This is a genomic window from Mucilaginibacter psychrotolerans, from assembly GCF_004519315.1.
Classification (GTDB): Bacteria; Bacteroidota; Bacteroidia; order Sphingobacteriales; family Sphingobacteriaceae; genus Mucilaginibacter; species Mucilaginibacter psychrotolerans.
Genome location: NZ_SOZE01000005.1, coordinates 65,150 through 90,264, shown reverse-complemented (window position 1 = coordinate 90,264; position 25,115 = coordinate 65,150). Strand labels below are relative to the sequence as shown.

The 25,115-nt window shown below is 39.6% G+C and carries 19 protein-coding genes; 4 read left to right on the top strand and 15 right to left on the bottom strand.

Annotated features, from left to right (window positions below; genetic code table 11):
* Positions 1–121: 121 nt before the first annotated feature.
* The 14 genes from E2R66_RS07255 to E2R66_RS07190 all read right to left on the bottom strand — a co-directional run bounded on the left by E2R66_RS07255 (position 122) and on the right by E2R66_RS07190 (position 18,398).
* On the bottom strand, positions 122–985 hold the full coding sequence (locus E2R66_RS07255) for an aldo-keto reductase family protein (RefSeq protein ID WP_133228282.1): 864 nt from the start codon (positions 983–985) through the stop codon (positions 122–124).
* 3 nt (positions 986–988) lie between these two features.
* Positions 989–1,996: a Gfo/Idh/MocA family protein gene (locus E2R66_RS07250; protein ID WP_133228284.1), complete on the bottom strand. Its 1,008-nt coding sequence runs from the start codon at positions 1,994–1,996 to the stop codon at positions 989–991.
* A gap of 251 nt (positions 1,997–2,247) precedes the next feature.
* Positions 2,248–3,630 (bottom strand): hypothetical protein, encoded by a 1,383-nt coding sequence (locus E2R66_RS07245; RefSeq protein ID WP_133228287.1) that lies wholly within the window; start codon positions 3,628–3,630, stop codon positions 2,248–2,250.
* A 289-nt stretch (positions 3,631–3,919) separates the two neighbouring features.
* Positions 3,920–4,936, bottom strand: coding sequence for a glycosyltransferase family 4 protein (locus E2R66_RS07240; RefSeq protein WP_133228290.1), 1,017 nt, complete (start codon positions 4,934–4,936; stop codon positions 3,920–3,922).
* Between the two features lie 33 nt (positions 4,937–4,969).
* Positions 4,970–6,070, bottom strand: coding sequence for a glycosyltransferase family 4 protein (locus E2R66_RS07235; RefSeq protein ID WP_133228292.1), 1,101 nt, complete (start codon positions 6,068–6,070; stop codon positions 4,970–4,972).
* A 148-nt stretch (positions 6,071–6,218) separates the two neighbouring features.
* On the bottom strand, positions 6,219–6,746 hold the full coding sequence (locus E2R66_RS07230) for an acyltransferase (RefSeq protein WP_133228295.1): 528 nt from the start codon (positions 6,744–6,746) through the stop codon (positions 6,219–6,221).
* A 411-nt stretch (positions 6,747–7,157) separates the two neighbouring features.
* On the bottom strand, positions 7,158–8,294 hold the full coding sequence (locus E2R66_RS07225) for a glycosyltransferase family 4 protein (protein ID WP_133228297.1): 1,137 nt from the start codon (positions 8,292–8,294) through the stop codon (positions 7,158–7,160).
* Positions 8,295–8,348: 54 nt separating this feature from the next.
* Positions 8,349–9,299 (bottom strand): glycosyltransferase family 2 protein, encoded by a 951-nt coding sequence (locus E2R66_RS07220; RefSeq protein WP_133228300.1) that lies wholly within the window; start codon positions 9,297–9,299, stop codon positions 8,349–8,351.
* An 18-nt stretch (positions 9,300–9,317) separates the two neighbouring features.
* Positions 9,318–10,676, bottom strand: coding sequence for an O-antigen ligase family protein (locus tag E2R66_RS07215; RefSeq protein ID WP_158288350.1), 1,359 nt, complete (start codon positions 10,674–10,676; stop codon positions 9,318–9,320).
* 326 nt (positions 10,677–11,002) lie between these two features.
* Positions 11,003–12,064 carry an NAD-dependent epimerase gene (locus E2R66_RS07210; protein ID WP_133228306.1) on the bottom strand — a complete coding sequence of 354 codons (1,062 nt, stop codon included), beginning with the start codon at positions 12,062–12,064 and terminating at the stop codon, positions 11,003–11,005.
* Positions 12,065–12,198: 134 nt separating this feature from the next.
* A complete protein-coding gene (locus E2R66_RS07205; RefSeq protein WP_133228309.1) occupies positions 12,199–13,641 on the bottom strand; it encodes a flippase in 1,443 nt (480 codons plus the stop codon).
* Between the two features lie 33 nt (positions 13,642–13,674).
* Positions 13,675–15,072, bottom strand: a complete 1,398-nt coding sequence (locus E2R66_RS07200; RefSeq protein ID WP_133228312.1) for a UDP-glucose 6-dehydrogenase — start codon at positions 15,070–15,072, stop codon at positions 13,675–13,677.
* Positions 15,073–15,209: 137 nt separating this feature from the next.
* Positions 15,210–17,609, bottom strand: a complete 2,400-nt coding sequence (locus E2R66_RS07195) for a GumC family protein (RefSeq protein ID WP_133228315.1) — start codon at positions 17,607–17,609, stop codon at positions 15,210–15,212.
* Positions 17,610–17,618: 9 nt separating this feature from the next.
* Positions 17,619–18,398: a polysaccharide biosynthesis/export family protein gene (locus E2R66_RS07190; RefSeq protein WP_133228318.1), complete on the bottom strand. Its 780-nt coding sequence runs from the start codon at positions 18,396–18,398 to the stop codon at positions 17,619–17,621.
* Positions 18,399–18,775: 377 nt separating this feature from the next.
* On the opposite strand from E2R66_RS07190, the gene E2R66_RS07185 reads away from it, so the two are divergent.
* From E2R66_RS07185 to E2R66_RS07170, 4 genes are all read left to right on the top strand, one after another.
* Positions 18,776–19,513: a ChbG/HpnK family deacetylase gene (locus E2R66_RS07185; RefSeq protein ID WP_133228320.1), complete on the top strand. Its 738-nt coding sequence runs from the start codon at positions 18,776–18,778 to the stop codon at positions 19,511–19,513.
* A 417-nt stretch (positions 19,514–19,930) separates the two neighbouring features.
* Entirely contained in the window at positions 19,931–20,698 is a 768-nt protein-coding gene (locus tag E2R66_RS07180; RefSeq protein ID WP_133228323.1) for a WecB/TagA/CpsF family glycosyltransferase, read from the top strand.
* Positions 20,699–20,831: 133 nt separating this feature from the next.
* Positions 20,832–21,794 (top strand): right-handed parallel beta-helix repeat-containing protein, encoded by a 963-nt coding sequence (locus tag E2R66_RS07175; protein ID WP_133228326.1) that lies wholly within the window; start codon positions 20,832–20,834, stop codon positions 21,792–21,794.
* 149 nt (positions 21,795–21,943) lie between these two features.
* Entirely contained in the window at positions 21,944–23,305 is a 1,362-nt protein-coding gene (locus tag E2R66_RS07170) for a lipopolysaccharide biosynthesis protein (RefSeq protein WP_133228328.1), read from the top strand.
* Positions 23,306–23,509: 204 nt separating this feature from the next.
* On the opposite strand, the gene E2R66_RS07165 is transcribed toward E2R66_RS07170, so the two are convergent.
* Positions 23,510–25,051 (bottom strand): acyl-CoA carboxylase subunit beta, encoded by a 1,542-nt coding sequence (locus tag E2R66_RS07165; RefSeq protein ID WP_133228331.1) that lies wholly within the window; start codon positions 25,049–25,051, stop codon positions 23,510–23,512.
* Positions 25,052–25,115: the final 64 nt, after the last annotated feature.

Here is a 25,115-nt window from a genome sequence, read left to right as displayed (position 1 = left end):
GCGCTGTGTTAAATAAAAAAAGCAATAACCATTACATGTATAACGGTTATTGCCTTTTTTATTATCAATATCTATTTAAAACAACTGTTGGTATAGCCGATTGGACAATACGATACAGGCTCTATTTTTTCGAATCGAACAAATGAATGTTTTCAACCGTGTTTTGGATATTGGCTTTTGATGACGCACCAAACAATATGGATTCGATATTCGGAAGGCCACATACGTATTCAATGGCTTCTTTAGGGGCGATCGCTCCGCCGCCCAGCACCTGCATCGCTATTGCCCTAACCTGGCGCGTTCTTAGCGTTTCCTCATAAATTTCTTTCCCGCCAGACATTCTAAACCCAACTTTGTTGATAGATGAACAGATAATCGGATTCTTAATGCCTTCGCCCTCTAATGCATCCAACAGCTTAGGCATGTTCATCGTAATAAATCCGGCCTCCGCATCGTATTTCTTTTTTACATAATGCTGAAATGCGGCCAGCACTTCATACGCCCGTAAACCCAGGAACAGATCGGTAATTACATTTTGTAAGAAAACTACCGGTGTACTGATGCCCTTAAACATTTTCATTTCAGAGTCGACCAAAAGTTCCATAATCGATAGATAGTCTTTTGACAGGTAAGCCATACCTCCTTTGAACATGGAGCCAAAAAAATTGCCTGGTACATACTGTTTCAGTGTACCCGCAATACCAAGTTCGGTTACGGCATTGGCATACTTATGAGCGTAAGGCATGCAAGGAAATATTTTGAAATCCTTGTATTTTTCAGGCTGGCTACGGATTACGTCGCAAATGTTACCAATCCTTTCGTGTGTTGTACACATAAAGGTATTGATGCCTAAAGAGCGTGCATCATCCAACGTTTTGATGATAGCGGCATCTTCTCTGAATTTGATAGATTGCGCGCGTGACTTTTCATCTGATATATGATTAACCGCGAAAAACTGATTATCTCCAAATAAAATTCGTTCCATATATTAAATAGCGCTTGTTTTAATCATTTCTATTGCTCTGTCGGTTTTCCAGGCCGATTCGAATGTGTTTATGGTATTAGGTACTTTGCCCATGGCAGCCTTCACAAAGTAATCAAGCTGTGCAGAATACTCTTCGCCACGTAGATAAAAGTCAACTTCTTCCGTTAAATCGGTAATATACTTAACCGTCCAGCCTTTGGTGTAGCCTTCTGGAGGATTTTCCTTTAAATAGACCTTCAGTTCATTAGCATCAGACTCTATTTTTCCGTTTGTGCCAACAATGGTAATTGAGGTGGTCATTTTACGGTGAGTTTCATCGCTCCAGTTAACAGAAAGTAAACCTGTTAGTTTATTTTCAAGTTCGAGGGTTGAGTAAACGGCATCTTCAACATTAGTAGAATAAATTTTCTTCAATAAACTTGATTTAGCCGAAGCAACGGGCGCGAGGATATCGTTTACCAGATCGATCACGTGCGAAGCGTAATCCATTAAGCAACCGCCGCCCTCAGATGGATCAGACCGCCAAGTGTCCTGTTTCGCCCGTATCACAACCGGCCCGTATGATTCTGCCACAAAGTGGTATATTTTTCCAAGAACCCCACTGTTAACCAGTCGTTTCACTTCGCTGAAAGTGCCGATGAACTTGTTGTGATAACCAATTTGGTTTACAATACCCTGTTGTTTGGCAAGTTTTACTAATTCTTCGCCTTGTGCAGACGTAAGGCAGAATGGTTTCTCTGCAAAAATGTGCACCTTGCTCAAAAGCAAATCCTTGATCATGCTATAGTGAAACTTGGTAGGTACCGCAACCACAACCGCATCGGGCTTGGTTTCACTCATCATTTTCTTGTAATCGGTGAAACAATTGAATTTTCCGTAGCGCGATAAAAAATCATTCACCATTTTGGAGGTGTCACAAACACCTACAACATCCACGTCCGGGTGAGCTCCCAAAATGGATAAATGAGATATCCCCATTTTACCGGCACCTATAATTGCAACTTTAAGCATTCTTATATTATATTAAAAGATTAGATTATTGTTCAATATTGTAATCAAAGATTGTATGTGCAGCAATCGTATCAATTAAAAAAATTTACTTTAATTTATAACCAAAGTAGTATTGAAAATTGATAGGTAAAAATAGCATTTTAATAACAATTAACGGATATTATTGACAAATTATTTACAAATGTTCGATTTAAATCCAAAATATAGCGAGCTTACTTGGACTATTTTATTTTGACCTGATTGAAATAATGTTATCTCAGATTGTTTTTTAGAAGTATAATATACTGTTTATTGATGTTTTCGGAGGATTTGAGTTTGATCATTTCATTACCTATCCGGAAATTGTTTTCTGCATGTAGGTTCTCTTTTGAAAAATCGTCCGTAGAGAAAATCGCTTTAATTTCTTTCTTGGCTGGAAGTAGGTAGGATTTATTAGTTGTTAAAAACACCGCAAAGACTTTCCCGGTACCAGGTTGCGTAATAGCAATCAAATCGGAACTAACAAATGATGTTGGACTTTGATACACATTCCCATCCCATAGCCTTTTTGTTAATGGGATATTATTGCCGTTCTCCCAAGTTGTAAGCATTCTGACGAGTTTTAACCTTGCGGGAACTTCGGTGATGTTTTTATAATCTGGCATGTTACCGGTTCCTCCAAATCGTCCAAACCAGGCGAATCCTGCACCATTAATTGCCGCTTTAGCGGCCAATATTCTATTATTCTCCTCGCCAAATACATCGGGTGATGTACAAAAAACATTTGATTTTTCTATCAAATTATGTCTGAAAATCCTGTCGTCGTCTACAAATTGAGTGCCGGGGCCTTCTTGGCTTATAAAATCGGGCATTAAGTCCTTTGCGTCCAACCTGTTTTCCACAGAAGAAATCCAATCTTCATATATTCTATAGGGTTCGCTCATAAAATGAGCGTGGGGATAAATTTTTCTTGTGGTGCTAAACAATTGTTTATAAAAGGCAAAGTGCCCTTCCGAATAGTCAGAAAAGTCTTCTTTAGTTTGCAGATAGTTTAATTTTTTACTTTTTCTCCAATGGTCTAATTTAACTGATTTCCGTTTTCCATCGCTCGATTCCCAAAAGTCACCACTTGCCCTTGGTTCGTCCCATGCATATCCTGCGAAATGAAATTTATTATTCGTCGCTTCTATCTTTGCAACCATGTTTAGAATGCCGCTTACCGCGTAAGAAATAACTTTTTGCTGCTGGAAATCTAAAATTGCAGTAAAAACGCCAGACCCAGGTTTCCATTCCCAGCCAGTTGCCAGGTTATAAGGAAATTGTGCTACTGTGTCTTTAAGGCAACAGTAGGTTTGGTAAAATGCTTTTTGTTGATCGGTGTATATTTTGTTTGCATCTATAATCCTTTCATAAGCAAAATATTCTGGCGTTTCTAAGTAGAAATACATTCCGTTAGAAAGTGAGTCATACTCCATTCCCTTTTGATAAAATACGCATTGGTATCCCATTTGTTTAGCATAAACCAAATTATCATGAGGCGATCCGCGCCAGCTTATTCCATAAAAATTACGATAGTCTATAGATTTGACTAGTTGAGCATTTGCAATAAAACTAGGTGCTAAAAATAAAATTATACAATAAATGATCGTTTTCATTAGTGTTTTTTCAGACTTAAACGACAAACGTTATTAAAAGTGTATAAGGTAATGTGGTCAAAAATGGTTGGTACGGCTTTGGAATAATTTTCTATAGTTTTATTTAAAAGCCAATCAAAACGCTTGTTAAGCCTTTTTAGGCACATTTCTTTTTGGCTGTTCCTTTCAATGGCTAAAAAACTCATCTTAATAAAGCTCATTGAAATAGATCTCAATCGACTTGTTGTATTTAACTGATAATCAATGGGATTACATGGATTTCACCAACCATTTTTGACCACATTATCATTTATAAAGAGTTATAAATTTTAAGATATTCGTCGCCCATCTGTTTATTGGAAAAATGGTCAAAAACGTGCTGACGGTTTTCTAAGCCCGATGTTATTTCATTGGGGTAAGGTATCTGCGGATCTTTCACGTCAACGTAGGTAACTTTAGGCATTTTTAAAAACGTGTGGTGTGGGATATTCGAAAGGATAAGATACATACCACAAGAAGCCGCCTCTAAAACGGCAAGCGGAAGCCCCTCCATAATGGTAATATACAAAAAAGCTTTATATTGCTTCATGGTTTCAAAAACCTGGTCATATTGCACAACACCTTTATACTCTACACAGTTGCTCTCGTTTATTTTAGATAACACCAAGTCGCAATATTCGGGAGTTTGTTTATCCAACACGCCATATATATGCAGTTTTATGTTGCGCTCGGTTGCCGCTTCTACCAGCCGTACCACGTTTTTTGCCGGAGTTACCCTACCTAAATAAATGTAGGTATCATCATACAAAATATCGTCTTTAGTTTGTGCAGTTTCGCTTATGTTGGTTCCGTTGTTTATAAAATAGGTTTTCCTGAAAAAAATATATTTTGCAAAGGCTTTTTCATCGTATTCAGAGCAGTAAACTTGTCTCGGCAAAAAGATGGTGCCAATAACATCTACGCACCAAAATACTACACGACTAAGCATGCTGAATTTTGGGCTTCTAAAATGGACGCCATGTATGGTTAATACAATTTTTTTAAACGTAATTGATAACCAAAGAGCCATAGGGATATACTTTTCATTATGAAAATGTATAATATCTATACCGTGCTGTTTTGCAAATGCAGAGATATACTTCATTTTGCCCAGGTAACCCAGGTTTTTTGGCAAAATAAAGATGCGGTCGGTTTGCTCCTGGTCCCACTCTACTAAAATATAAAAGTCAACCTTGTCAATGGATTTTACGATATTATAAACAACGCGCTCGGTGCCGCCATGGGCTGGTGGGTAGTTTTTTGCTCCAACATGTAAAACTTTCAGCATTGTATTTGTGTGTTTGGCCTGTTTAGTTACTAATTATGATTTCGTTTGGTGCAGCATGGTTATAAAGCCATTTGCCATGTGCTGTACAGTAAAGTCCTTTGATCTTAAAATAGCACGCTCTGACAAGCTGGTCCGTAGTGCCTCGTCGTTTTTAATGGCATTTATCTGTATTATCCAGCCTTCCGGATCATCGTTAGAAACCATTATACCAGATTCTAACCCGTCGGTATCACGCAATAATACGTCGCTTTGCGATTCAACATCGCTAGATACAATCGGCAGGCCTGCGTAAAGCGCTTCGGCCAGGGCGTTGCTCATTCCTTCAAAATTAGACGGCATTACAAATATGTCTATCGCTTTCAGGAAAAGCGGGATCTGATGGGTAGTGAGTTCATCTATAAAGAGCAACTGGTTTTTAACGCCCAACTCGGCAGCCCTGTTATCCAACTCGGCGCGCAACGGGCCCTTGCCAACAATTACCAACAAAATATCTTTTAGCTTAGGTAGGATATTGATCAGGAGTATTTGGTTCTTCTGTTCAACCAGCCGCCCAACATTGCCTATAATAAAAGCGGTTTGATCAATGCCAAGATTTTTGCGGCACTCATCTTTGGAGAGGGCAGAGGGGGCGAATGATATGCCGTTATTAATTACTTTTAATTTGCTGAAAATAGCTTTGCCATAATAGCTAAATGAGTTCTTTGTGGATTTTGACACGGCTGTAATGCCTGTATAAATACCCAGTTTGGCCCACAAATAATCAAGTGTTTTTATCGGCTTGCTTAGTTCTTTTTCACTTAGGTTACGGTGCGAACTGATACGAACCTTAACACCGCTGAAATAGCTGATAAGCTGCCCGAGGATATTTGCATAAGGCAGAAAAGAAATTACGGCATCCGGTTTTTCTGCCTTCAAAACCCGGGACCAGTTTTTACATACCGTCCAAACATCGCCTGCTGAGCTGATCTTTTTTTCGAGCAGCAGGGTAGGGCTGTCAGAAAAATCCATGCTTTTGCGATGCATAAAAATGCAGATGCATTTTATGTTGTTATTGTTTAGCTGATTATGAAGCCTTAATACTGCGCGTTGGGCTCCGCCGGGTTCATAATTAGCACATAGAATGACTACCTTCATAGAAAGTTGTTACAGCAGAAAATCTGCCTGTTTATAAAATTATTATAATCTATTCACTATTGTGGCTCGATAATTTAATCTTCGTCGCCCTAATGTTGAAAGTAATGGCCAATGGTTTGCATCTTGATCCGTATAGCTATTTTGAATATTAAGACCGGAATTTTTTCAGATAGAAATTCTTTTTTTCTTCGGGAGAAAGTTTATTCGTATAATCACAGTTTGCAAGAGATTTTTCTTCATATTCATCCATGGTTTTTATTATTCGGGCGGGTACCCCGGCCACGACTACATTATCTGGAATATTTTTAGTGATTACACTTGACGAGCCAATAATGACATTGTTGCCCACGGTAATACCAGGTAAAATAATGGTATGGCTGCCTATAAAAACGTTATTTCCAATAGTTATTGGCGCAATAAGTTCTATGCCCGGATGTTTTTGTCGCAATAAACCAACTCCGCCATCGTGGGTATGAAATGTAACATGTTGGGTAATAGTCACATTATCGCCAATAGAAATTAAGTAAGGTTCACTCGAAAAAAAAGGTACACCGGTCATTCTTACGTTTTTACCAAATTTTACGCCTAAATATTTTTCATACACTTTTGCCCGTGTATACTCTCCGGCTAAAAGCACTCTTAATTCAAAAATTAGCCGTTGTAGCTTTTTGATCATAGGTAATTAGGTTTTAATATTATATATAGAACTGTCATTTATACTTTACTTATCGTTCTACTTTAATCGAATCCTGTTGAAATAGATAATACGGAATTATTATAAAAGGAAAGTCTAATTTTCAGCATGCCATCCAATAGACTGAAAACAATAAGTAGTGACGATAAGATTCGCTCTTTAATACTAAATTCCACGATATACATCTAACTACAATGTGTTGACGGTATTGTCTACCTAAGGTATAGCTTTACAAATATAAATATATTTGTAAAGCTATACCTCCAAAATTACATTAAAAATAGAAAATTAATAAGTTTTTAAAGTTTTTGATTATTTATTTTTAACATGGGGTTATTTTTATTGCAATATTAGTAAAAAATAATCGAATTTTTGAAGTTGCAATAATTGTAGTTAAGACAATATTTCAAGAAACATTTGCTGATACTTATTTGCGATACTTTTGTCAGATACGTTGTCCGCAACAAAACCCCTTAAATTATCTTTCATCACTACTAGTGATGGTGGAGACAGGGTGATGGCTTGCTTCATTGCTTTAAATAACGATTCTACATTTTCACTCTCAAACAAATAACCATTTTTGCCATCCTTTATATATTCTTCAAAACCAGGTAAGGCAGATGCAATTACTGGGAGACTATAATTTAACGCATATAAAAGCGGTCCGCTTTGCGTAACGTCCCGGTAAGGCAGTACCATGAATTTAGCGGTGGAAAACAATGCAGGAATTTGTTCTATGGGTAGTAGTGTACTACCAATGTGCAAATCAAAAATTTCCGGATGCACAATGAGGGACTTCCATTGTTCCCATTCCTCTGTTGCTCTGCCCGCTATGGTAACTTTGAAGTTTTTGAATCCGTCTTTATACAATTTCTCCGCAGCGAGTATTAAAAAATCGATGCCTTTATTATAACGCAATGTTCCCCAATTTAGAAAATAGAAATATTGTGTTTCAATGTTAGGTAGTTGCTCAATATTATAAAACTTTTTTAGGAATAGGGGAACTACAAAAATTTGCTTACCGTGGTATTTAATTTTGTAAATTTCGGCCTGAGACTTACTGAATAACTGCACATTTGTAAAATATTGCCGTTCGATATAGTTAGATACATCGATAACAATATCCGACACTGTTCTTTTTGCGGTAGTATGCTCTGTGACGTTGTGGATTGCCAATACAGATCGTTTTCTATTAAAGCAAAAACACATCAACGAAAAATATATATCTGTTAACGTCTCAATATAAAAAAGATCTGGTTTAAATTTTAAAGCCTTGTAAATAAGCGAAATATTGTAAAATATGTTCAAAGGGTTGCGTCGCCTGAATTTTTTCACCATTATATCGCAAGTGATGTTGTGATCGGCCGCAAATTGCTTAAGCTCATCGGTGGCAAACTTAGAATAACCTTTCGTAGGAACGTCGAAAGCGATTATCCAATGAATCTGATATATATCACATAACGATTTGATAACGGGGATATCAACATCAGCAAAATAGTCTGGTGATATATAGGCAATTTTTTTTTTCATTGTGAGTTCGTAAATCAAATTGAGCCTAAACGGCTCCAAAAACTTCAGTGGTATTTAATTTTTAAACCTGGATTTCGCAATATTTCTTTTAATACTTTCTATAGCAGCATAGCCTAATTCAAACACCGAATAGCCGTATTGATTTCTTTTAGTAAACCATCTGAAGAAATTTTTTGTAATGCCGCCTTCCAATGCATTCGTAAGCACTACAGTTTTCTTTTTTTGCATTAACTTTTTAATGGTTTTTTTTAAAACCTGATATTGTATTTGATCATCAATATTAATAGGTTGTAGTTTTAAAAAAGCATCGTACCAGGCAGATTGCGCCATCACCGCATCCATTTTTATCAATTGGCTGCCAGAACTTGATATACTGGTGGCATGTTTACGATACTGAAAGACCGGTTTATTGGTATGCGCTATGCCTTTTTGCCCGCAGGCAATAAAGGCGCTGATCTCATCTGATCCCCAGGCATAAGGTAGCTTGAAATAACCGCCGGTTTGTTTAAGTGATGCTGTTCGGTATACAAAATCAGAAATAAACTGTAACCTGTGTCCGTTTAAACGGTGCCAGATATTGTCGTAAACTGATTCAAATTCCGGGCAGGATGGAGATAGGCCTATAAATTCTCCTTGGCTGTTTATTATCCGCGATCGGCAATGGTAAACATCTAAATTCGGGTATTTGGCAATTAAAGCGGCAAACTCGGTAAAAAAATCCGGATCGAGTTTATCATCATCTCCCATCATCACAAAAAATTCCCTTGTGGCCATATTGAGGCAATTATTCCAGTTATCAACCAGGTTTTTGCCACCAATATTGGTTTCGTTTTTAAAATACCTGATTCTGCTATCAGTGAATTTGGCAACTATTTCATCAACTGGCTCGGGTGAACAATCATTAACAATGATTAATTCAAAATCTGCATAACTTTGATTAAGTATACTCTGGATGCAATCATAAAGGTAATCACTCTTATATGCGGGAATTGCTATTGAAAACATAAAGTGCTGACAGTTATTTTAAATACTTTGACTACTAAGGCCGATGCTATCGGCTGGTTCTAAAACTTCCCTTGTTACTGTAGAATAATATATAACTTTACGTTGGTCGTTCAGCATAACGAGCCTTATGCAAATGCCCAGCAGCGCCATAAAGACATTGAAAGTGCCCATATCGCCGGTACCAAAAATGAACACCAGGAATGCGGCTGTTGCCGCCGAGGTAAATACGATAACTTTACGCCCGAAGGTACTTACTTTTAAGTATTGCTTTACAAGCCACACAATTAGGGCGACAAATAAAATCAGGTTGCCCACCATGCCTAAAATGCCTTGCTCTATCAGCAATTTAAAATAGTAGCTTTCAAAGCCCTGTAAATCTTTATTGCTTTTTCGGTCCTTTTCTTCACTGGAGTAGCCCAACCCTTCAGTGATGTATTCAAAACCGTTCCCTGAAATAGGGTTTTTCATAAATTCCCTTTCAGATGCCCGCAGTTGTGCCTGACGCATGCTCATTGAACTCCCATCTTCTTTAACATTACCCCGCCCTGTAAAGATGTTTATGGTATTCATCATAACGTCCTGCGCCTTCGGAATAAAGAAAATGGCACCTGCACCTATTACAATTGTGAAAAACACAATGGCAATTTTTTTGGTGAATTTGATAGCAAATGTTATATAAATAAAAGCGCCTACAACCAGGGATAATATTGGTGTTCGGGAATTTAAAAGAAATAGATTAATCAGCAGCGCTACACCTATAATGATGTAAAATACTTTTTTAGCTTTTGGCAGTCTTAATGAAGTAAACATAAATGTTTCCAATAAAAGAACGGTGATAACCAAATAGCCATAGTAGATAGCATGCCATGCGAAAGACGATACCCTAAACCGTTTAATACCCGTAATCATGTTATCGTTTGCAAAATCGTGGGTACCATATAAACTAGCAATATAAGCGGAGTACTCGTTGTTGCGAGTAACATAATTTAGCATCCCATATATAGCAAACAGCAAAAATAATTTAACTATAAAATCAAACACATATAAGCCGTCATTGATGTTTTTAACATAATAGAAAGTTAAAAAAACGATGAAGAAGTTCTCGAGAAAGTAGGTTACCGGGCGATATAATTGTAGGAATAAAGTGAGGCGTTCGTCAAATAAACCTACGCAAAGCAACAAAAAAAACAGAATAATAAGCGGTACTTTAAATGGGAATTGTTTAAATTGTTTTATCCAGTTTTTCTCCTTAAAAAGCGTAACAAATAGTAAAATGTATAACATCAGCCTGGGGAAAGGCATACTGGGCGAAGGGATGATAACTAACGATGGCGGGAATAGCAGTATGCCCGTAAAAAACCACGGGAGTTTTTTCACCCCAGGTAACCTTATTAACTGGATTGCAAAGATTGCAGCGATAAGTATGAAAATAATTTTGCCCATTGTAACCGATTAATTAGAAATACCTTTTCTTTAATTTGGCTATATTATTTATTGTAAGTGCAAATAACATAATTAAAATAAAAATACACTTGTATGTAATGAACTTATCATGATGACCATTTTACATTGTTTTGCGGCAGGTAATTATTGCATCAAGAGTACTCCAGGTATAAGCAGAGCAAATGATTATAAACGAATTTGCCGACTTTTTATCAGGATCAGCCCCAAAAAAGGATTCATTTTTGGCGTTATTTGCATAATTATTGCCATGCAGTTTTGTAGAAATCTTTATACCAGTTGATGAATTCTGCGATACCTTTTTGGATTGAGGTATTGGGTTTGTAATTAAAGTTATTGATTAAATCATCAACGTTAGCCCAGGTGGAGGTCACGTCTCCTGCTTGCATTTCCTTATACTCTATTCTCGCTTTTATACCAATGTTATTTTCTAACTCGCTGATAAAATCCATGAGTTCAACAGGGCTGTTGTTACCAATATTATATAACCTGTATGGTGCCGTCGACCTAGAAGGGTCAGGGTTTTTGGCATCCCAGTCTGTATCAGGTTCTGCTATATGGTTTGTAATCTTTATTATCCCATCTACAATATCGTCTACATATGTAAAATCTCTTTTCATTTGCCCATTGTTAAAAACCTGTATGGGTGTTCCATCTGTTATCGCTTTGGTGAATGAGTAATAAGCCATATCGGGCCGCCCCCAAGGACCATATACAGTGAAAAAGCGCAGGCCCGAAGTCGGTATTCTATACAAATGGCTGTAGGTGTGCGCCATTAATTCGTTCGCTTTTTTACTGGCAGCGTACAGTGATACAGGGTGGTCAACATTGTCCTGAACTGAAAATGGCATATTTGCATTTAAACCATAAACACTTGATGAACTTGCGTAAACAAGATGTTTTATGTTGGTATGCCTGCTAACTTCCAATACATTTAAAAAGCTAACCAAATTAGATTGGGCGTAAGCGTCGGGATTTAAAATCGAATACCTTACACCCGCTTGTGCTGCTAAGTGAACGATATAGTCAAATTGTTCACGATCACAAAGCGACATTAGTTCGCCTTTACTTTCGAGGTTCATTCGGATAAAGCGGTAGTTAGGATACGTGGTACTGGTGACTTCCCGATGCCAATGTATAGTGGGTTTGCCTATTCCACAATCTGCAAGTCTTCCGAATTTTAGTTCCGGATCATAGTAATCATTTATGTTGTCGATTCCAACTATTTCATGGCCTAATGCTACCAGACTTTTTACCAAATGATACCCTATAAAACCAGCACTACCTGTAACTAATATTTTCATAATATTTTTTATTGTGTAATTTAATATCACCAGCGAGAAATTTGTCTAGCTCGCTTTGGTAAAATTTTGCCTTGAGAATATTACTATGGTGAGTTACCTACACCGCAAGGTTTTAAGCTTATGACGATAAATTATCATTTAAGCGTGGCTAATTTTAATCGTCCTTTTGCTACAAACGCCAACAAGATTTCATTTTTCATTAAATAAATTTGACTTAAAGCGAAGTATATCAGAGAAATAGTGCCTGCAAGTAGCAAGGTTACCAATCCGTTGGAAATGGATATTGCGCACAAATAGGCAATCAATAAATAAGGAACTGATAGTACCAAATTCTTTAATATGTTAAGTAAAGGCAACTTTACGCGGGCCGTTACGGTGCAGAAGTAATAGAGGACGAAAGTAACAACAAGCTCTGAAATCAAAACAACGATGGAAGTTCCTACTTCTCTGTATCGGGGTACATAGATAATTGTTAGTAAAACTCCGACTACTGCTCCGTAGAAGGATGTTATTGCCAACTTGTTGTCTAACTTAAGCGACATTAATATTTGATTAGATAAAATCTGAGAAATACCCACTAAAAATATTTGAGGGATAATTATTCTGAAACAAATAATTGCGCCATCATAACCTTCTCCGGCTATGATATGAATAATTTGAGGCGCTAAAACTTCGCTAAGCATTATAATAGGGAAGCAAATCGCAGATATCAAAATAGTTGATTTATTTATCAAACTGATAAATTCCTCATGCCTGTCTTCGGCAATTAACGAGGATAATCTCGGAACTAAAACAGTATTTAATGCGGTAAACAATCCCAATATAATGGTGAAGATTTTTAGCGATGTTGAATATAGTCCTACCGAAGTATCGTTGGCAACGAATCCTAGATAAGCTACATTAAATGTTGTGTACATGTTTGTCAAAATCAGGTACAAGCCCATCGTGAAAAAGAATTTAAAGTGACGGTTTAAATCCAAATTTTTGAACGCTACCGACACGTAATTTCTTGCGTACCAACAGTTAACAAGTCCGTTAATAACCGTCATGCCACATGTTAAAATAAAGAAGATATTATAGTCATCCTTTTGTTTAACTGTCAAAAAGACGAGCGCCACATATACCGTTTTTATTATGACAGTTCTTAAGGTAATAAACTTAAAGTTTTCAATTCCTCTAAAGAACCATTCAATTAAAAATACATTACATATTAACTTAGATAACCCTATCAAATACAATGCTTTATGATCACTGAATTTTGCGTAATTATAAATCGCTATAACGTAAATAACCGATACGATTGCAGTCATTATTAAATGAATGACAAGAAGTTCAGAAAAAACTCTATTTATTTGAAGCCGGTCGTTCTTATATCTAGCAACCTCTCTAATACCGGTTATGGTGAGACCCATTGTGCTAAAAAGTATGAAGTTATTAACAATCCCATCGGCGAAATTTACCAAACCAATCTTATCTACTCCTAATACACGTGATGTGTACGGAAAAACAAGCATTGGAAAAATGTATTGCGAGACCAGTAAAATGCTATTATATAGAAAGTTCTTTTTTATATTCATTTAGTAAGTAGGTTAATTGATTGACAAGGGTGTTCACTTGCCAATCGTATATACCTTAAAACCAATCTCAGTAAGCTTTTTCTTATCCACTACATTTCGCCCGTCGAACAAGAAGGCCGGCTTGGTCATGTTTTGGTAAATCTGCTCCCAGTCGTAAGTTTTAAATTCGTCCCACTCGGTTAAAATGGCTATTGCGTGTGCGCCTTTGCAGCACTCGTAAGCATTATCAAAGGTGGTTACCAGTTCTGCATTTTTGGCTTCGTTGCGGCTTTGCAGGTAATTCAGATCGCCCAGGATTTGTTGTTCAGATACTTTCGGATCGTATACTGCAACTTTAGCTTCTTCGTTTAGCAAATTATCCGCAACAAATATGGCTGGGGACTCGCGCGTATCGTTAGTGTCTTTTTTAAAAGCCCAACCTAAAAACGCAATCTTCTTGCCCGATACGGTATTGTAAAGTGTTTTTACAATTTTGTTACCGAAACGCCTTTTTTGATGGTCGTTCATGATAATCACTTGTTCCCAATAGTCGGCAACTTGTTGTAAGCCATAAGACCGCGCTATGTAAACTAAATTCAATATATCTTTTTGAAAGCACGAGCCGCCGAAACCTACCGAGGCATTTAAAAACTTGGGGCCAATGCGGCTATCGGTACCAATGGAGCGCGATACTTCAGAAATATCTGCACCGGTGTGCTCGCACAGCTCGGACAAGGCGTTTATAGACGAAACGCGCTGGGCCAAAAATGCATTAGCCGTAAGTTTAGACAGCTCAGACGACCAAAGGTTAGTTGTAAGAATCCTTTCGCGAGGGACCCAGTTGCTATATACATCAACGAGAGATTGTATAGCGTCCTGGCCTTCGGGGGTGGTGTCTCCGCCAATTAAAATACGATCGGGAGCGTGCAAATCTTCTACTGCGGTACCTTCGGCCAAAAATTCGGGATTTGATAAAATTTGGAACTGTACGTCGTTGCCGGTATTCTGCAATATGCTTTTTACAGCTTCGGCAGTCCTTACAGGCAAGGTGGATTTTTCTACAATTATTTTATCAGTTTTTGAAACCCGTGCTATTTGGCGTGCGCAAAGCTCGATATATTTAAGGTCTGCTGCCATGCCTTTGCCAGTGCCATAGGTTTTAGTAGGGGTGTTTACCGAGATGAATATCATTTCTGCTTCGGCTATTGCTTCGTCAACGGCAGTGGAGAAGAATAGGTTGCGCCCACGGGCCTCGGCTACCACTTCTGCTAAGCCAGGCTCGTATACAGGAATATTATTAGTGTCAGGATCGTTCCAGGCTTCTATCCTCGCCTGGTTCAAATCAACCACGGTAACCTTTATACCGGGGCATTTTTGTGCAATTACAGCCATTGTGGGCCCGCCCACATATCCTGCACCAATGCAGCAAATTTTAGTTATCTTCTTAGCCATATTTATTTTTTGAGGTAGTGTATTGTACGGATTTTAATTTTTTAAGTTTAAACTAAATGCCGAAATAATCGACATATCAGCTTAATGTTAAAGTTGCCTGCAAACGCTGAAATTGGAGTAGCAGGTATCAAGTTAATTTAAAATCTTCTTAAAAACGTTCGTATTTTAGATCCAAAGGTGTCTTTCTCTTCCACTGCATTAGTGTTGTACGAACTGTAATAACTGTTAGTGTACCCGTAGCCGTAGTTAAAGGAATCGCGCTTTATACCGTTAAACACCAAAGTGAATTTCGGGAACCGTTTAGCTTCGTCAACGCCGTTGATAAATTCAAGCTCATCTTTAAGCGTATGGCCCTGCCTTATCATGTAAACAACGGCACCGGCGGTTCGTGCAATAATATAAGAATCGGTTACCAGGTGTATTGGCGGCGAATCGATTAGGATATCATCATAGGTTTCTTTTAGCGTGTTGATTAACTCGTCCAGTTTATTTTTCTCAAGCAACTCCGACGGGTTGGGTTGTATTGGGCCGCAGCCTAATACATCAAGCCCGGGTATGCCCGATGGCTGTATGAGTTTCGAAATATCTTTATGAGTTTCTACCAGGTAATCGCTGATGCCGGGGTGCTCCGGCGATAAATTGAATATTCCGGATATTTTCGGCTTGCGAAGATCCATTTCTAAAATGATGGTTTTTCTGGATGCATAAGCAAGTGTAACGGAAAGGTTAGAGCTTACAAAGCTTTTGCCTTCGCTGCCAATACTTGACGTAAACAGTGTTACGCGGCCCTTTTCGTTATTGCCGTGTAAATGCGATAAGTTGGTACGCAATACCCTGAACTGCTCGCCGATGGCGAATTTTCCCCGACCCTGCGTAACCACGATAGGGGTGGTGTCTTCCTGGTAAGAAAGCTCTCCTAAAATTGGTACGTTAACAGCGTCCTCAATTTGTTTACGGTTGCTTATACGCTCATTTAAGCTTTCACGTGCATAAAGCAATCCTATTGGCGATGCTAAACCTAGCAGTAATGCTATAGCATAAACTATAGCTGGCTTTGGCCATTTTGCTTTGCCCGCATGGGCATCATCTACTATTTCAGAATCTGAAACGGTAGATGCATACCTTAGTGATATTTGCTCGCGTTTTTCAAGTAAAAAAGTATATATTTTTTCTTTACTTTCCTGTTTACGTTTCATCGAAGTGTACAAGCGGTCTTGCTCAGGTATCTTTTTCAGGCCTGTTTGAATTCCTGATTGAAATTTCGCTATCTGCTCTTTAATGGCTACCTGCGAAGCCTTCATAGCCGTAATTTTATCTTTGAATGCCTTTTGCAATGCAGCTAACTGTTGGTTGATAGGGTCGAACAAAGGGTTAGTTTCCGGAGTAGTGGCAAGCAATTGCGCTTTTTGCAACTGAACGGCAGTAAGTTTTTCATACAAAGCCATTAAACTCGGGTCTTCTAAATGCGCGCTTGTAGGCGGTAGGGCTCCGAAATTCTTCGGATTGTTCATCGTTTTTTCTATGTCGTTTAGGATTTTTAGCTGCACATCGGCCTCATTATTCGCTTTAATATTGGCTTGGCTAATATCTCTGAATCCTTGGCTTTGCGAGTTGATGTCAGTCATGCTTTGAGCACTTTTGAATTGTTCTATTTGCCTTTCATCTATATTTAAATCCCGGTCAAGCGAATCAAGCCTCAGGGTTATAAAATCAATGGCTTTTTGCGCGTCCCTGTTTTTGGATGACATTGCGTCTTCTTTGTATTGCGCCATCAACTCGTTAAGGATGTCTTTTCCACGGCTAGGTACCTGATCGGAAGTAGAAATATTCACGAACGGTGCGTCTTTATTTTCAAGTTCAACTTTTACTCTGGTTTGGTAATCATCGGCAACCTGATCTGGATCGCTAACGGTTATATCTATTGTTTTGCCCTTAAACGAATTAAAATTAGTTGTTGGAGTTAGCTTCCATGTCCCAAAAGAGCTTTTGATAGCGCTACCATAAGCATAGTCCTTATTGCCGCTTTCGTTGTCAAGAAGGGTAAATGAGTTTGCGTCTTTTAAGATTACCTCTATTTTCTCGCCTTTTCCGTCAATAGTACCTACGGCTTTTACAAATGAAAATTTTACGGGGGTTTCCTTATAAAGGTCTACCCCGCCGTCCTTTGCTTTATAAGTAGCCCAAAGCTGAAGGTCGTTTACGACTTTGTACATTAACTTCTTAGATTGCATTACCTCTATTTCGTTTTCCACAATAACAGGGGTGCTTATAGGGTCTAATTGTTGATTGTCGCCATTTTTATTGATTACGGTACCTTCAGAGCTTGTTGGCCCCTTAAATTCAAGGGTAGCTAATATTGGGTAGGTGGGTTTTGTTACTTGTAGATAAAAAAAAGCCAGAATAATAAATAGAATTACCCCCAATACGAACAGGGGCCAATGGAAAAGGTATTTCTTTATAACATCTCCTGATGCAGATGATTCGGTATCTCCTGCAGGTAAAGTAAACGTTGTTAATTGAGATTTTTGCTTGCTCATACTAAATAATTATCTGGTTAAAAGGACAGCAACAACTGATAAAACTGAAATGACTAAACTTGCTCTTTGGAATGTAGACCCATCGTTAGCAGCCCGTTGTTCGTTAGGCTGTACATATATAACGTCATTCTTTTTAACATAGTAATAAGGAGAACTGAATATGTTTTTAGAAGTGAGGTCCAATGGGATATACTGCCTTTTTCCCTCAAGTTCTCTTATAAGTACAACCCGCCTGATACCGGTAATATTTAAATCGCCGGCCATACTCAAAACCTCGGATACGGTTGTCCGCTCGTTATAAATATTGAAAAGATTAGGTGATCTAACATCGCCTAAAACCGATACCTTGAAATTCTGGTAGCGTACACTAACTGTTGGTTTAGTTAAATAGGGCAACACTTTTTCTTCAACTACCTTTGCGAACTCTGTTGTGGTGAATCCTGTTGCTTTCACCTTGCCAACAAGAGGAAGCACTATGTTGCCATCCGTATCTACATAATAGCCAACAACGGCGTTTTGCTCACTCCTGTCTAAATTGCCACTGCCACCAGATGGCCGCTCCAGGTTGTAGTTGAATAACGCCGATGCCTCAACGTTTAAGCTTGTGAAATGTAACCCCAGTTGGTCGCCCGGCTGGATGGTAACCGGGCTATAATTTGTAATGTCTTCCGTGGTGATACTGTCTCTTCTTAAATCCTGAAAATATGGGATGTTTTTATAAGGAGTACAAGCCAGATTGAAAAGAACTAAAGCAGCAATAAAAATGGCAAATAAGTGTTTCAATTTCATATTTAGTAATTTAACAATAGATTTAAACGGTAATGATCTGTTTGCATAAGGAAGGTGGTATAATTGGTGGTTTTTGCGCTAAATATATTAAAAGTAAGGGCGATGAAAGATATGATTTTTAATGAAACTAAATATAATTGGGCTAATTTAAAGATAGGGGAGGGGTAAATCTCTTTAAAACAGCCAGTCATTCTTGTTGATTATAAATTTCCTATGTCGTCGATATAATTCATGCGAAAATAACAAAAAATATGAAAAGGTGAATTTTAAAAGATTTTTTTTGCTTAAATTATAGTTTAAGTACCTATATGTTTACGAATTTTTAATTTTAGCTATTTTTTCCACTTCTGCTTTTCTTTAGTAAATTTATAATTTTTATGCCATTAAATTCAAATATCATTGCCAACGCTGACGATTTTGGCCTCAACGCCTCGGTAAACAAAGCTATATTATTTTGCTTCGAAAAAGAATATATTAATAGTGCCACTTTGTTAACGAATACCCCGGGTTTTGAAGAAGCTGTGCAGATAATTGAGGATAATTCCTGCATCATTAATGTTGGCGTGCACGTTAACCTGGCCGACTGCCGGCCACTAACCAATGTACCCGCGCGCCTGTTGAATGCCGATGGAACCTGGAGCCTGGAGCAAACTAACAATATATTTGCGCGATTTAGCAGGCAAGAACAAAAAGCGCTGTTACAGGAGATACACGCGCAAATAAATAATGCACTGCAGCATGGCGTGCCCGTAAGCCACATCGATTCACATTATCACCTGCACACCTTGCCTTCGCTCAACGGATTGTTTTTGCAGGCCGCCCGCCACTACCAGCTGAAGCTAAGGCTGGCACAAACCTACCGCGAAGGGAGCTATCTTAAATACTGGTATCGAAAGTATATCAATCAAAAGCTTATAGATAATGGATTAAATTATACCCATAAATTCGAAACTGTGGCCCTTTTTTTAGCTAACGTACAAGCCCGCCCCGCCGGTGAAAAGGTAGAGGTGATGCTGCACCCTACTTTTGACGCTGCCGGTGACCTTACCGATCATTTTGATAAGCCAACTATGCAAAATTGGATAAATTATATTAGGCAACTGCAAAACGTTTAATTTCGTATGTCTGTTCGAAGGCCGTTCTATTGTATAAAAAAACGCGTTTTTACTTATTATTTGATGGTTTATTAAATTTATATTGAGTTATTAACTCAACCGATCGGTAAAGCTATGCGTTAGTAACGTATTGATTAGTAATCTATTAAAAATAAATAATATTAAGTTAAAAATGAAAATTCAGTTTTGTTATAAAATTTATAATTTTAGCGCCGTGTAGGTCGTTAATTTTAATTAATAAAACACGGGCGATAGATAAAAAATCGAATAGTTGATAACCGTAGGCAGTAAGCCAGGTGTTAAGTGAAGTTTTTTAGAGATATTCAAAGCATTTTTCATATGTTTATCGGATGTGTTTTTATATGAAAGGTATTAAACTCCAGGGCGCCGCAGATTTATTTACTTTTTAATGAAACAATGGATAAATACCGCACTTTGAAATTATTCGACTACGATATTTTTAACTCGAGCTTAAGCAACATTGGCCTTAAACAAGAGTCGCAGTGTGTTATAAATACGCTAAACCAATATTCTTACGTAATTGCAGAGAAAGATTCTGAGTTTAAAACGGTACTTACTAATTCAACGCTACTGCTTCCTGATGGCGTTGGTATAGTTGGTGCGGTAAAAATATTAGTTGGCGAAAGGATTAAGAAAATAGCCGGGGCAGATTTGCACAACCACCTTCTTAAATCGTTGCAGCAAGTTGGCGGCAGTTGCTTTTATCTTGGTTCTTCCCATGAAACGCTTGCCGGCATACGCGAGCGGTTATCTATAGAGTATCCAGCTATTAAGGTTGGTGTTTACTCACCCCCTTTCAAGGAAACGTTTAGCAATGCTGATAATGAAGATATGGTAAAGCATATCAATGAGTTTAAGCCCGATGTGCTCTTTGTGGGCATGACTGCGCCTAAGCAGGAAAAATGGGTTTATAAGCATAAAGACAAACTTAATGTTGATATAATTTGCTCTATTGGGGCTGTTTTCGATTTCTATTCAGAAACGGTTAAGCGGCCGGGGAAATTCTGGATAAACCTTGGACTGGAATGGTTTATCCGTTTATTGCACGAGCCAAACCACCTGTGGCGCAGGTATTTGGTTTATGGTCCGGTGTTTATTTACCTGGTATTTAAAGAAAAAATAGGCATGAGAAACAAAGGGCAGAAGTATTTATATGACAAATGACTGATTCTGGCGCTGGTTGGATCATGTGTTTAAACAGGCAGGCCGTCCCCCTCGGCCTTTAGCCTAAAAGCCCGGGTTGTTAGGTTAATCTCTACTCGTTGTTGTACCTTCGGAATTTGATATATCACTTATTATGTATGTTGTTTGCAGGTTGAAAGCGGCTTATATTTTTACCGCAGCTTTGTTGATGATATCCTTATTGCTTGCGTGCAACGGTGCTACTACCCGGATTGTAAGCTATCGGTCATCAAAACCTGTTAAGCTGAACGGCGCACATGACAGGGTGATAAGCGGGTTGGATATACAAGGCGACACGTTGGATTGCCTGGAGCTTAACAATTGTTATAACATCACCGTAAAAAATTGCCGCTTCCGTTTTTCCAAAAAAAATGGCATCATATTGCTAAGCTCATGTAATATAAAGGTGGTGAATTGTTACTTTGAGAAGCTGGCCTCGGGCGTGTACGCGGTAGAGTGCCGGCAGATAGATGTTAGCTACAATAATTTCAGAAATATACAAGGCCCCTTTCCGCGCGGCCAGATGGTACAGTTTGACGAGGTAATTGGCCCCGGCAGTAAAATAAACTACAACAACGGCGAAAACGTACCCGGCCAAAGCGCCCCTGAAGATGCTATAAACGTATTCAAAAGCGCTGGCACGCCTGCCAGCCCTATACAGGTTATAGGCAACCGCATAAGGGGCGGCGGCCCTAGTACCATAGGCGGTGGGATTATGTTGGGCGACAACGGTGGCGCGTACATAGTTGCCAAAAACAACATCCTCGTAAATCCCGGACAGTATGGCATGGCCATAGCGGGGGGCAACCATATCAGCATCATCAATAATACGATATACGGCAAACAGCAAAAGTTTACCAATGTGGGGCTTTATATCTGGAAACAGCATACCTCTGGCTGCTCATTAAATACTATGGCCAGTAACCATGTTAATTTTACTAAAGCTAATGGTAAGCCAAATGCAGGCTGGAACCAGGGTAACTGCGGCAAAGTTGCCGGTTGGGATACCAATATCTTCAATGCCAAAATAGATGCTTCGATATTGCCGGGAGAAATTATTCCGGCGCAAACGCAATGAATTGCAGCCACTGGATGATGTACTTACAAAAGCGGTACTAAATAACAAACGCTTTAAAGCGATAATGTTATTGGTTTATATAAATTTGCGGGAGCGTCAAATAGCTATGCAATCAAAAAAAAGTATCCGTATAAATTATCCCCTATAAAATGCGCTCCTTCATCAAAAATAAGGCGCAGGCATTCTGGAGCGCGGGCAGCGAGCGCAGCCTGAAGGTAAAAAGGAATATCGTATATACTTTTTTAATACGGGGTCTAAGCGTGCTTATCGGTTTTTTGCTTTTACCTTTAACCATCAATTACCTCAACGCCACGCAGTACGGCATTTGGGTAACCATAGCATCATTAGTGGCGTGGATAAACACTTTCGATATAGGACTTAGTAACGGGTTGCGCAATAAGCTAGCGCACTCTCTGGCTCTTGGAGAGCATGATGCCGTTCAGCGCGACATTAGTACCACTTATGCGTTGCTTTGCGGAATAGCTGTAGCGGTATTTGTGGTGTTTTATAGCGTTGGCCTGTTTTTCAACTGGAACTGGCTACTGCGGGTACCCGCTACCATGCAATTCGATATTTGGCCCGTGCTGGTTATCACCCTGGCATCTTTCTGCATACAATTTATACTGCAGCCGGTAAACAGCATCCTTATTGCTATGCACCAGCCATTTAAAGCTTCGTTGATATTACTGCTGGGGCAGGTGCTAACTTACGTACTGATATGGGTACTCTCCATTTTTACCAAGGGCAACTTGTACTTGTTGGTGCTGGTCGCTTCCGGCTCGCCGGTTCTGGTGCTGCTGTTGGCAAATATTTACCTGTTTGCTACCAGTCTTAAAGCATTTATACCCCGGCTTAGGAACGTATTGCTGCTGAATGCCAAGAGCCTCATGAGCGTAAGTGCAGCATTCTTCTTTATACAGATAGGCGCGCTTATATTGTACGAGACTGATAATATAGTCATCAGCCGTATACTTGGCCCGCACGAGGTTACTACATTTAATATACCGTTCAAATATTTCTCCATTATCAATATTGTATTCTACATTATTATAACCCCTTACTGGAGTGCGTTTACGGATGCGTACGCCCGTGAAGATTTTGGGTGGATACGCGGCTCCATTCGCAAGATGCGCAAGCTTTGGGCAGCCGCTGCCGTATTTGCTTTTGTGCTGTACCTGTTTTCGGGCATCGTTTATAGGCTTTGGATAGGCAACGGAATAGTTGTACCCAACATGTTATCGTTAAGTATGGCGGTGTATGCCATATTGCAAACCTGGATGGTGATACACGCCTACCTGCTCAATGGCGTAGGTAAACTGCGCGTGCAGCTGATATTAGTAATTGCAACCGGCATTATTAACGTACCCTTGTCTATATTCCTCATCAAACAGATAGGTTTACCGGGCACCGTTCTGGCTAACATTATCGTGATGCTGGTAACCAACGTATTCATCACCTGGCAATGTAAACTCATAATTGCTAATAAAGCAACCGGTATTTGGGCAAAATAATGCCTCTTCATAAACCTATCCTTGATAAATTAAATTTATGCCATTTCCACGCCTATCCTTGGTTTGATGTTCAGTATCTGATAAACAACCTCATCACTTAGGCTGTGATGAGTACGGTATGCAAAGCTTCAGCGGCATATTTGTTTATATACTTCGTAAAAGGCACTGGTTTTTGTTTGTCATCATATTCCAACTTCTCAAATCCTACAGCGGTATGTTCCCATGTTTCTTCCTCGGATTGTTCACAACTTTGTTCTCCAGCATCTTAAAGGCCTGGATAAGCTTTGCTCTGGTTTCGGCAGGTTCTATCACCTCGTCAATGAAACCACGCTCGGCAGCGCGGTAGGGATTTGTGAAAATATCGGCGTACTGTTGTTCCTTTTCGCGCCATTTGGCTTCAGGGTCCTCTGCAGTGCTTATTTCGCGTTTAAAGATAATTTCGGCAGCGCCTTTAGCACCCATTACCGCAATTTCGGCTGTTGGCCAGGCAAAGTTCATATCCGCGCCGATGTGCTTGGAGTTCATTACATCGTAAGCGCCGCCATAGGCTTTGCGGGTAATAACGGTAATACGCGGCACGGTGGCCTCGCAAAATGCGTACAGCAGCTTGGCGCCGTTGGTAATAATGGCGTTCCATTCCTGATCAGTACCCGGTAAAAAGCCCGGCACATCTTCGAACACCAGTAGGGGGATATTGAAGCTATCGCAAAAGCGCACGAAACGGGCGGCTTTTTGCGAGGAGTGGATATCCAGCACCCCGGCCAAAAATGCGGGCTGGTTGGCCACCATGCCAATACTACGGCCGGCCAGGCGCGCAAAGCCCACTACAATGTTGGCGGCAAACTCTTTATGCACTTCAAGGAACGAGTTCTCGTCTAGCACTTCTTCTATCACCTCGCGGATATCGTAAGGTTGCGATGCAATTAGAGGCATGATATCGGTAAGCGCTGGCCGGCTTTCGTTGCCTGGTTCATATGGCAAAGTCGGAGCCCTTTCCTCGCAGTTCTGCGGCATATAGCTCAGTAGCTTTTTTAGGTGCTGTAGGGCATCTATCTCGTTGCTGCAGGCAAAGTGCGTTACGCCGCTTTTGGTGGCATGGGTATTTGCTCCACCCAACTCCTCTGAACTTACCACTTCGTGCGTTACGGTCTTCACTACGCTAGGGCCGGTTACAAACATGTAGCTGGTATGCTCCACCATCAATATAAAATCAGTAATGGCGGGCGAATAAACCGCGCCGCCCGCGCATGGCCCCATAATGGCCGATAATTGCGGCACCACTCCGCTGGCCATAGTGTTGCGGTAAAAGATATCGGCATAACCACCAAGCGATACCACGCCTTCCTGTATGCGCGCACCGCCCGAATCGTTAAGGCCTATTACAGGCGCACCGTTCTTAAGCGCCAAATCCATTATTCTGCATATCTTTTCGGCATGGGTTTCTGATAAGGAGCCGCCGAAAACGGTAAAATCCTGCGAGAAAACATACACCAGCCTACCGTTTACCGTGCCGTAGCCGGTAACCACGCCATCACCGGGGTACTTTTCTTTTTCCATCCCAAAATCGGTAGAGCGGTGCGACACCAGCATGCCTATTTCCTGAAAGCTCCCCTCATCAAGCAGGAAGTGAAGCCGCTCGCGTGCAGTTAGTTTCCCTTTTTTATGCTGGCTTTCTATACGGGCAAGGCCTCCGCCTTCCATAGCTTTTTGACGTTTTTCTGCTAAGATTTCTAACTTTTTATTCACTACGACGGTTTTTTAGCTGTGGCGTTAAAATTAGTAATTAAAATGTAAGATTGTAATTGCGTTG